Source organism: Phenylobacterium sp. (assembly GCF_036264965.1).
Classification (GTDB): Bacteria; Pseudomonadota; Alphaproteobacteria; order Caulobacterales; family Caulobacteraceae; genus Phenylobacterium.
In genome coordinates, this window is the sequence record NZ_DATAPY010000070.1 from 1 (window position 1) to 9,717 (window position 9,717).

The 9,717-nt window shown below is 67.6% G+C and carries 14 protein-coding genes; 1 reads left to right on the plus strand and 13 read right to left on the minus strand.

All coding sequences use genetic code 11. The features are described 5' to 3' along the window. Positions 1-194: 194 nt before the first annotated feature. The 11 genes from VHS75_RS09755 to VHS75_RS09805 form a co-directional block, all read right to left on the minus strand. Positions 195-500 (minus strand): hypothetical protein, encoded by a 306-nt coding sequence (locus VHS75_RS09755; RefSeq protein ID WP_329638421.1) that lies wholly within the window; start codon positions 498-500, stop codon positions 195-197. Further along, positions 493-765, minus strand: a complete 273-nt coding sequence (locus tag VHS75_RS09760) for a hypothetical protein (RefSeq protein WP_329638422.1) — start codon at positions 763-765, stop codon at positions 493-495. The genes VHS75_RS09755 and VHS75_RS09760 overlap by 8 nt, the downstream gene beginning before the upstream one ends. Further along, a complete protein-coding gene (locus VHS75_RS09765) occupies positions 762-989 on the minus strand; it encodes a hypothetical protein (protein ID WP_329638423.1) in 228 nt (75 codons plus the stop codon). Before VHS75_RS09765 ends, VHS75_RS09760 begins: the two co-directional genes overlap by 4 nt. Next, positions 986-2,425 (minus strand): radical SAM protein, encoded by a 1,440-nt coding sequence (locus VHS75_RS09770; RefSeq protein ID WP_329638424.1) that lies wholly within the window; start codon positions 2,423-2,425, stop codon positions 986-988. Before VHS75_RS09770 ends, VHS75_RS09765 begins: the two co-directional genes overlap by 4 nt. Further along, positions 2,319-3,101, minus strand: coding sequence for a prolipoprotein diacylglyceryl transferase family protein (locus VHS75_RS09775; protein WP_329638425.1), 783 nt, complete (start codon positions 3,099-3,101; stop codon positions 2,319-2,321). Before VHS75_RS09775 ends, VHS75_RS09770 begins: the two co-directional genes overlap by 107 nt. Further along, positions 3,102-4,421, minus strand: a complete 1,320-nt coding sequence (locus tag VHS75_RS09780; RefSeq protein ID WP_329638426.1) for an MFS transporter — start codon at positions 4,419-4,421, stop codon at positions 3,102-3,104. It lies immediately after the preceding gene. 129 nt (positions 4,422-4,550) lie between these two features. After that, entirely contained in the window at positions 4,551-5,165 is a 615-nt protein-coding gene (locus VHS75_RS09785) for a DUF6134 family protein (RefSeq protein WP_329638427.1), read from the minus strand. Between the two features lie 125 nt (positions 5,166-5,290). Next, the gene (locus VHS75_RS09790) at positions 5,291-5,440 is read right to left on the minus strand and encodes a hypothetical protein (protein WP_329638428.1); all 150 of its coding nucleotides are present in this window, start codon (positions 5,438-5,440) and stop codon (positions 5,291-5,293) included. A 44-nt stretch (positions 5,441-5,484) separates the two neighbouring features. Then, the gene (locus VHS75_RS09795) at positions 5,485-6,369 is read right to left on the minus strand and encodes a transglutaminase family protein (protein ID WP_329638429.1); all 885 of its coding nucleotides are present in this window, start codon (positions 6,367-6,369) and stop codon (positions 5,485-5,487) included. A 48-nt stretch (positions 6,370-6,417) separates the two neighbouring features. Next, the gene (locus VHS75_RS09800; protein WP_329638430.1) at positions 6,418-7,134 is read right to left on the minus strand and encodes a glutathione S-transferase family protein; all 717 of its coding nucleotides are present in this window, start codon (positions 7,132-7,134) and stop codon (positions 6,418-6,420) included. Positions 7,135-7,205: 71 nt separating this feature from the next. Beyond that, a complete protein-coding gene (locus tag VHS75_RS09805) occupies positions 7,206-7,388 on the minus strand; it encodes a hypothetical protein (protein WP_329638431.1) in 183 nt (60 codons plus the stop codon). Positions 7,389-7,537: 149 nt separating this feature from the next. On the opposite strand from VHS75_RS09805, the gene VHS75_RS09810 reads away from it, so the two are divergent. Then, positions 7,538-7,822 carry a hypothetical protein gene (locus tag VHS75_RS09810; protein WP_329638432.1) on the plus strand — a complete coding sequence of 95 codons (285 nt, stop codon included), beginning with the start codon at positions 7,538-7,540 and terminating at the stop codon, positions 7,820-7,822. Here VHS75_RS09810 and VHS75_RS09815 read toward each other — a convergent pair. Further along, positions 7,819-8,493, minus strand: a complete 675-nt coding sequence (locus tag VHS75_RS09815; protein WP_329638433.1) for a TetR/AcrR family transcriptional regulator — start codon at positions 8,491-8,493, stop codon at positions 7,819-7,821. The genes VHS75_RS09810 and VHS75_RS09815 overlap by 4 nt on opposite strands. A gap of 11 nt (positions 8,494-8,504) precedes the next feature. Then, positions 8,505-9,680 (minus strand): VWA domain-containing protein, encoded by a 1,176-nt coding sequence (locus tag VHS75_RS09820; protein WP_329638434.1) that lies wholly within the window; start codon positions 9,678-9,680, stop codon positions 8,505-8,507. Positions 9,681-9,717: the final 37 nt, after the last annotated feature.

The following is a 9,717-nucleotide window of genomic DNA, read 5'->3' on the forward strand; positions in this document are numbered from 1 at the left end:
GCTCGTCAGAACCTCCGTGCGCCGCATCAAGATCGCCATGGCCTCGGCCTATCCCTGGAAACGTGAATGGGCCCTGGCCTATGGGCGCCTCGCCAAAGCCGCCTGACTGCGCCCCGCCAAAACCCGTCCCCGAAACAGAACTCGCACCCAGACGATCACAGCCCCCCGCCGCAAGCGGCCGACGGCGGCCGCCTTCAAGATAACTCCAACGCCGATGCCAGGCCTCGCCCCCCCAACCGTGAGCCGTGTGAGATATCCGGGTTAGGGCTGGCCTCGCGGTAAATCTTCAGGCCGAACCGCATCACGACGAAGCCGGTAAATGAGGGAATGCCCCCCGCGACGAGGGCGATGCCCGACAGCGTGTGGTCCTCGTGCGGCATCAATCCGGTGATCAGGAAGACGCCGGTGCAAAGGCCGCAGAGCGCGAACACTAGACCGCCGATGGCGGTCAGCGCCGCGCCGAAGAAGCGCTTCGTCGGGTCGGACTGAGCGTCAGACATCGGGTTTCGAGTCCGGCGGCGGGGCCCGGCTTCGCTTGATCGTGCGACCGATCCAAAGGCTCGCGCCGCCGGACGCCAGCATGCCGGCTGGCAGGCCCCAGTCTTCGAGGCTGGCGTGGCCCCCGCTATCGCCGACGCCGGTCACGGACAGCACCCCGATCACCACGGTGCAGAGCCCGCCCAGCGTCAGCACCAACCAGCCGATGGCGATGAAGGCGTTGCCGAAGAAGCCGATGACCGCGTCGTCGCGTTGCGGCGCGCTCACCCCGGATCCTCCCGATCGGATGGCGGCCTGAGACTGCGCCATAAGCGCAAGCCCCATATCAAGAACACCAGACCAACCATCACGCAGCCGCCGCCAACGACAATCGCGAAGCTCGCGATTCCGGCTGGATGCTGCATGACATGGAAGGTGCACGTGCCGCAGAGCGTCATGATCAGGACGCCGACCGTCATCACGACAAGCGCATTGACCTTCTCCCGGCTCATCGCCCTTGACCCCGCCTCAACGCCCCTTCGCCCGCCGCGCCGGGGCGGTAGAAGGTGTTGTAGGTGTCGAAGGGGATGATCCGGCCGTCCGGCTCGACGAAGTGCACGCAGGACCGCTTCACCGTGCCCAGGTCGAAATTGAACCGGTCGAGGAACTGGGAAATCACCACGCGGAAGGTATTTTCATAGGCCACTTCCTGCGGAACCACGGCCTCGGGCAGGCAGCAGAGCAGGCCGGCGAGCTTGTCGGTGGTGTCGGCCTGGGCGGTGGACAGCGACAGCAGGTTGAAGACCGCGGCCCGTAGCTGCGGATAGGCCTCGAAGGTCACCGTGTTGGGGACGGCGGCCACGAACAGCTCGCGCGGCAGCATGGCGGTGATTGGCTGGACGGCGGTCCCATTGCGCAGGCCATAGCCTATGCAGATCTGGTCCGGGTTGCAGGGCAGGGGGATCAGGTCTTCCAGCGCGAAGACCCCGGCCTCGGCGATGCGACGGCGGATTTCGGTCAAGACGATGCGGTGGGCCTTGGGGTCGAAGCCGTCGTTGCGGCCGGCGTCCTGGATCGGCTGGAAGGTCACCCCGCGCACGCAGCGCCAGGTCAGGGCATGGCGCACGATCTCGGCGATCTCGCCGTCGTTGACGCCCTTTTTCAACGTCACCACCAGGGTGGTGGAGATGTTGTGCGCCTCCAGGGCCTCCAGCGCCTGCTGCCGGATCGAGGTCAGGTCCGCGCCGCGCAGCTCCATGAGCGCATCGCGCTTGAGGCTGTCGAACTGCAGATAGACCTCGAACCGCGGCATATAGCCGGCGAGCCGCTCGGCGAAGCCCGGCTCGCGGGCGATGCGCAGGCCGTTGGTGTTGATCATCAGGTGGCGCACGGGCCGGGCGCGGGCCGCGTCGAGGATCTCGAAGAACTGCGGATGGATCGTGGGCTCGCCGCCGGAGATCTGCACCAGGTCCGGCTCGCCTTCGGACTCCACAAGGATGTCCAGCATCCGCTCGATCTCGGCCAGGGGCCGGTGAGCCGCGCGCCTCACCGACGAGTCGGCGAAGCAGACGGGGCAGGACAGGTTGCAGGCCTCGTTGACCTCGATGATCGCCAGGCAGGAGTGCTGCTCGTGGTCGGGGCAAAGGCCGCAGTCGTAGGGGCAGCCGTGGTCGGTGCGGGTCTGCACGCGCAGCGGCCGGTCGCCGGGCTTCAGCCAGTCCTTCTGGGCTTTCCAGTAGCCGAGGTCATCGCTGATCAGGGTCTTCTGGACGCCATGCTCCCGACAGCGCTTCAGGTAGAAGACCTCATTGCCCTCGGAGATGATCTTGGCCGGGACCAGGCTAAGGCAGGTCTCGCACAGGCTCGTGGTCTGCCCCTGGAACAGGTAGGGCGCGACCTTGCGCTGCGCGCTCGCGTCGGAGGTCGCCGAGCCAATAGAGCCATCCATAGGCGACCAGACCCCCGCACAGAACGTGGAACAGGTTAAACGGCCCGATCAGCGCCGGATAGGGCTTCAGGAACTCCCAGGCGAACCGCTGGACGCCATACCAGACGCACATGGCGTAGAAGCCGCGCCGCATCGCCCAGGGGCTGCGATGGGCGAGGCCCGTTAGGTAGAGGGCGAGGAACACCGCCATGGCGGCGCTCTCGTAGAGCGCCACGGGATGGCGTCCGATCCCGTCGCCGAGGTCGACGGCCCAGGGCAGGCGGGTGGGCGTCCCATAGGTCCCATCCGGCAGGCCCGCGAAGAAACAGCCGAAGCGGCCGACGACCACGCCCAGGGAGAACGAGCCCACGAAGACCCCGCCGGTCGAGCCGGTGACGCCGCGCAGGCGCTTGTAGACCTCCACCGCCACGATGGCGCCGACCAGGGCGCCGACCACGCTGTGCGACAGGGCCGGGTGGCTGTCGCGCAGGGTGTTCAGCGAACCCGCCAGCCACGCGCCCGGGATCGCGCCCGCGACGAGAGCCGCGAAATAGCCGCTGTCCACCCTGCGCGCCACGTCCTGGGTCAGCTCGCGAAGCCGCCAGCGGTAGAGGACGGCCGAGAGGCCGAGCCCGCTCGCCCAGGCGGCCAGGTCGAAGGCCGTGTGGGCCCAGACCGCGGTGGGGACGTGGATCACCTAGAGCGCCGACAGCCGGGCGGTCCTAGGCTCCTTGACCAGGCCGATCAGCACCGCCAGGCCGACGCCCAGGACGCCGAGCGAGAGGCCGAAGACGGTTCCATAGCCAAGCAGGTCGGCGACCTGGCCGCCGATCAGGGGCGCGAGCGTGGCGGTGATGCTCTCGGCGGTGGCCGAGACGGCGATGCGCATCGGCAGGTCGTCGCGGGCGCCGAACTCCAGGATCATGGTCTGGGCCGACATCATGTAGCCCGCCTGGCCCGCGCCGAGGCCGAAGAAGGCCAGGAAGATCGCCCAGGGCGTGTGGACTTCCAGCAAGAGGACGGTCGAGGCCGCCCACGCCGCCAGCGAGAACAGCAGGACCAGGCGAAAGCCGGTCTTGTCGCCCAGATAGCCCCAGATCAGGTTCGACAGGGCGTCCGCCCCGATGAACGCGAACGACAGTGCGCCCAGCAGTTTGCCGGTCATGTGCATCGAGGACCCGACGTACAGGATGTAGAACGGCGTCGCGATGCGGGCCGAGCTCGACAGCATCTGCACCACCAGAAACCAGGCGTAGGCGCGGTCCTCGGTGATCAGGCGCGGAAATTCGCGCAGCCGGTCGCGGAACCGGGCCTGGGTGCGCGTGGTCGGCGGCTCAGGCTCCCTCAGCAGCAGCTGCAGCGCCCAGAGGCCCATGCTGGTCAGGATGAAGGCGAAGATGAAGGTCGTGCCGTAGCCGTTGCCGAATAGGTTCGGGCCGATGAAGTAGCGCCCGGCCACATAGGCCAGGGCGGCGGCGATCACGCTGCCGGTGAAGTTGCGCCAGGCCTGTAGGCGACCGCGCCGGCTGATGGGGATCACCTTGGCCATCAGCAGCGAGAACACCACCCGCTGGGCGCCCATGAAGAGGCCGAACATCAGCATGAAGCCGAGGATCGAGCCGACCAGCACCTGGCCCTTGAGCAGCCACCCTGAAAGCGCGATGCCGAGCACGGCGGTGCGCGCCAGCCCGCCCATCCACATGGCCGCCGGCATCACCTTGGTGCGATGTTCGATCCGGCTGGCCCCGAAGATCGGCGAGATCACGCCGCCCACCTGCTGCAGCGCCAGGCCCAGGCCCACGATCCCGTTGGAACCGGAGATCATGTGCAGATAGGCGGGCAGGAAAGTCGGCGTGTTGACCAGTCGAAAGCCGGTCATCCCCAGCATGCCGTGCAGGTAGTTGCCGAGGTAGTTCCGCTTCAGATTGTCCCAGACGAACTTCTCATAGGCCGCCTCACGTGCGGCGAGATCGGTCGTGTCGGCGCCTGAGGCGGCGGCTTCAATCTTGGCGTCCAAATGACCCAACGCCGCGCGGGTTCGACCAACAGACGGCCGGCTGCGGCGTCCTTCAGCAAAGGAATGACTTCAATCCTGCTGGTCTATCAGAGTCCGGAGGACGGGCGAAAGCCCAGACGGGGCCAGGCGTCAGACGCGGCGGTACTCGATGTGGGAGCCGTCATCCAGCTTGCCGGTCAGCGACTGCCAGGCGCCGGCCTCGTCGTAGAAATCGTCGATCTCGGCCTCGCCGCGGATGGCTACGTGACCCGGGGTGAGTTTGGCAGTGCGGACCTTCAGGATCTTGCCGGTCTGCGGATTGAACAGCGGCGGGCCGCCGAAGACCTGCGGGTTCCAGTGGGTCATGGGATTGGCGTCGGCGGCGAGCATGGTCTTGCCGTAGGAGCAATCGACGCGGACGCCGGCGCCGGTGCGCTCGGCCTCGACATGCTCGGCCTTGCCATTGCTGTTGGTCGAGGTTTCCAGCGAGGCGAAGACGCCGTCGGTGCGGTGCTCGACCGCGTGGTGATGGTACTTGAAGACCGGCACCGGACCGAGCTTCACGGTCATGATCGCATCGGTGGTCGCCGTCAGTGTCGGGCCCTCGCCGGCGAAGTTGATGTAGTGTTCGCCGATCTTCGAGCCATTGCGGTAGACGGCGAAGGTCAGGCTGCGCGGCGCGGCGCGGACCAAGCTGGGGAGCAAAGGCAAGACCAGTCCGCCGGCCAGGATCGCGCGGCGGGACAGGACGGCGAACTCGGACATTACGGACCTCGTAGCGGACATCGCAACCAGGCGCCGGAACGCCGGGTCGCGGGGAATACGAGGCCCGATGGGTTAAGGATGCGCTAGGGCCGCTGCGGTTTTGCCGCAGCCGCCCTGAGGCGTCGTCAGTGGCCCGGCCTTGGCTCGAACGAGCGCGGCGGCTTTCTGGGCTGGACCGGCTTGCTATCCGTCTTGCCGCCGTGCTGCGGCGTGGGCGCGGACTTCGGGAAGCTGAAGTTCAGCCCGGAGTCCTGCTGCTGGAAGCCGTGCGTCATGGTCGCATCTCCCTTCCTTCTTTTTGGCCCCCTCTGAACTTGCCTCAGGCGGCGGCGGAAATCATTTCAGCCGGGCGCACGAGTACGTGAACCGCGAGCTCGCTCTTGCCGCCGTCGCCGTAGATTGCGCCCGAGACCGGGGCGGCCTCGGCCGGCGTGCGGGTGACCGCCACCGGGATTAGGTCCGGGCTTTCCGCCAGCGCATTGGTGGGGTCGAACTCTGTCCAGCCCAGTTCGGGCAGGAAGACCTCGCACCACGCATGGGTGGCGCCGGCGCCGCGCACGCCCGAGGCGGCTGTCTTGGGCGAATAGAGGTAGCCGGTGACGAAACGCGCGGCGTAGCCCAGCCGCCGCAGGGCCTCGACCATCAGCCAAGCGAAGTCGCGGCAGGCGCCGGAGCCGGTGGCCACGGTCTGACCAGGCTCCTGAGCCGTCCCGATGTCCCGGGTGGAATAGTCGAAGTCGGCGCGGATGGCGCGGTTCAGCCGCAGCAGGAACTCCAGCGCCGGCTCCCTGGGGCTCCCGATCTGGTCGCGCAGCCAGTTGAGCAAGCGGCCGTCGCGGTCCTCGCTCACCGGGTCGATGAAGGGCGCCAGCACCGCACGGTCGCCGGCCGAATAGAAGATCGGCGTGACCGTCTGCGGGTCGGCCACGTCGCGCCGCGTCAGCGAAGCCGGGAACCGCTCGATGGTGAGGTCGCTGACGATGGACAACACCCGGCTCTCGCCGTCCGGCGTGAAGCAGCAGACCGAGTTGCCCAGGGCGTCGTAGAGCCAGCGCGTCTGGCCCGGCGGCGACACGGTCAGGTGCGCCTCCACCACCCGCGTCGCATGGCTGTCGCGGGGGCGCACCAGCAGCCGGTGAGGCGCAAAACGGACCGGGCGCTCATAGGTGTAGAGCGTCTCGTGGCGGATGCTGAGGCGGACCATCCCTGGGGAACCGCCGGGCCGGCGGCAGGTTCCCGCGCTGGAGCGCGATCAGGCCGCCACGCTCTGCGCCTCGGCGCCAGCAGGATAGAACCGCGCCCGCATCCGGTCGTGATAGGCGACGAGGTTCGCGTGGCCGAGGATCGCGTCGCGCACCGGGGTGTCGAAATGCGGCGACAGGGCCGCGGTCAGCCCCGCGAACAGGGTCGCGTCGGCGCCGCAGATCAGCTCGCCCGAAAGGTAGGGACCGTCCCCCACGATCTCGGCCAGCGCGGTGACTGAGCGGGCGGCGAGGTCGCCGACCTCCTCCGCCGAGTGCCGCCCGAACCCCTGGCCGTGGAGCACCGCACCCATATGTTTCCGGCCTCCCTCGCGCACCTCGTCCGGCGCTCCGGCGAAGAAGGCCGCGCCGGCCCCCTTGTCGAAGTTCTCGGGCGCCGCCCACCGGAAGTAGACGATGGCCCAGTAGAGGTGATCTTCCACGACCCGCTCCACCGTCCAGGCGAGCGCGCGCTGGCGCGGCGACAGGCCGGCGTCGAGGTCCAGCCCATGCTTCCACTGGATGTAGTCGCGGATGAAGGTCGAATCTCCGACCTGGACCCCGTCGTCGTCGATGAACGGCAGTTTGCCCTTGGGCGCCTCGGGCGGACGGGCCCGGAAGGTGCGGTAGGGCAGGCCGGCCATCTTCAACTGCACCTCGGTCTTGATGACGAAGGGGCTGGGATCGGGCACGCCCCAAAGCGGGCCAAAGGCGGACAGGTTGATCATGGCGGGGCTCCGCGTCGAAGAAGGAACCCCACTGTCGCCCAGGTCTGCTGACAGCCTGTTGTCAGCAACAGCTAGCCGTCGTCGCGTTCACCGGTCGGACTGACGGGCAGCAGGACGCCGCAGTCTGAACAGGTGAAGCCGACGACGGTAGGCACGCGCCCCTTCCACGCCGCGGAGTCCGGGTCCGCGGCGATGCGCACGGGCTTCACCTTGTAGATCGACGCCTTGCAGTTGGGACACATCGGAGCAGCCATCCCGCGACCCTAGGCCCTATCGCCGCCTGGCGCGATGCGCTTGGCCGTCGGGCGCCAAATGAGGCGGATGCGACGGCGGCGGCGGCCACGATTGGGTCACATATCCGCCGCGCCCCAAGGTTCAGCTTGCCTGGGTTAAGGGGACGGGGATGCGGGGTTTGGCGATCCTTGGCGTGGGGCTGGCGTGTGCGGGCTGCGGCCAGGTCGCCGACGCCCAGGCCAAGCTGATCGGCAGCGTGCGCATCCATGACGCCATCGGCGCCTACGAGAAGGCGACCCGGCCAGTGGATCGCTGCGTGAAGGCCAAGAGCGTGGTCATCGCCTATTCCGACGCCCACGACGCGGCCGAGACGGACGCCTGGTCGGCGCGGGAGCGGGAAGATTGTCGGGCGGCCGTCGCGGCCTTGCACGTGACCGCGCCGGCGAAGCCTTAGGCCGCGTTGAAGCCGGCCTCGGCGAAATCGAGCATCCGGGCCAGCAGGCCCGCCACGTCGCCCTCACGGGTCAGGCCACCGGACAGGTGATGCAGGCGGTCGAACTCCACGAAGCGGTTGTTGTGGACCATGCCCAGCACGAAATGCAGCCGCCAATAGACGGCCTCCGGCGGCAGTTCGGGCCGCGCCTTCTTCAGCGCCTCGGCGAAGCGCGCCAGGTGGGAGACGTCGTTCTGCAGCGCCTCACGCATCTCCGCGGTGCCCTCGGAGCGGGCGCGGATGATGAACTGCACGCTGATCCGCCGGTCGTTGGCCGGATCGGCCCAGCGCAGCGGTGGGGCGAACAGCGCCTCCAGGATCTCGCGCACCGGCGGGCTGCCGCCATGACGGTCGGTGGCCTCGTGCAGCATGCGCGCCCGCTCGCGGTTCAGCTCGCCGGTGCGGCGGCGGAAGATTTCGAACAGCAGGGCGTCCTTGGATCCGAAATGGTAGTTCACGCTCGCCAGGTTCACCCCGGCCTCGGCGGTGATGTCGCGCACCGAGACGTTCTGGAACCCATGCAGGGCGAACAGCCGCTCGGCGGCGTTGAATACGGCGGCCTTGGTGGCGGCCTGGTCCTGATCGGCGTCATGGCCGGCCTCGGGGACCTCGTGGGTCAGGTCGTCGCTCATCGCAGCCCCGCCTAGCGGGCGAGCTCCTTCATGGCCTTCTCCAGCCCCGCCAGGGTCAGCGGGTACATCCGCTCGCCCACCAGCTGCTTCAGCAGGCCCACCGACGGGGTGTAGTCCCAGTGCCGCTCGGCGGTCGGGTTCAGCCAGATCATGCTCTCGAAGATGTTGGAAACCCGGTCCATCCAGACCGCGCCGGCTTCCTCGTTCCAGTGCTCCACCGAGCCGCCCGGATAGGTGACCTCATAGGGGCTCATGGTCGCGTCACCCACGAAGATGACTTTGTAATCGTGGGGGAATTTGTGGAGGATGTCCCAGGTGTTCAGCTTCTCGGCGTGACGGCGCCGATTGTCCTTCCACACGCTCTCATAGAGGCAGTTGTGGAAGTAGTAGAACTCCATGTTCTTGAACTCGGAGCGGGCCGCGCTGAACAGCTCCTCGCAGATCTTGATGTGCGAATCCATCGAGCCGCCGATGTCGAAGAAGATCAGCACACTGATCTTGTTGCGGCGCTCCGGGCGCATCTGGATATCGAGATAGCCCTTCTCGGCGGTGCCCTTGATGGTGCCGCTCATGTCGAGTTCGTCGGGCGAGCCGTCGCGGACCCATTTGCGCAGACGGCGCAGCGCCACCTTGATGTTGCGGGTGCCCAGCTCGACCTGGTCGTCGAGGTTCTTGTACTCGCGCTTGTCCCAGACCTTGATCGCCTTGCCCTGGCGGCCCTTGTCCTGGCCGATGCGCACGCCCTCGGGATGGTAGCCGTTGGCCCCGAACGGCGAGGTCCCGCCGGTGCCGATCGCCTTGTCGCCCTTTTCGTGGCGCTCCTTCTGCTCGCGGATGCGCTCGGCCAGCGCCTCCATCAGCTTGTCGAAGCCGCCCATGGCCTCGATCTGCGCCTTCTCCTCGTCGGTGAGGAACTGGTCACTCATCTTCTTGAGCCATTCGGCCGGGATGTCGGCGGTGATCCCGTCGTCCAGCTTCTCCAGGCCCTTGAAGACGTGGCCGAACACCTGGTCGAACTTGTCGAGGTTCTTCTCGTCCTTCACCAGAGAGGCGCGCGAGAGGTAGTAGAAGTCGTCCACCGAGCGGTCGATCACCTGCTTGTCGAGCCCCTCCATCAGCACGAGGTACTCTTTCAGCGTCACCGGGACCTTGGCTTCCCTAAGCTCGGTGAAGAAGCGCATGAACATGGGCGGGCGCGTCCTGAGAAGAAGGCCGAACAATCGT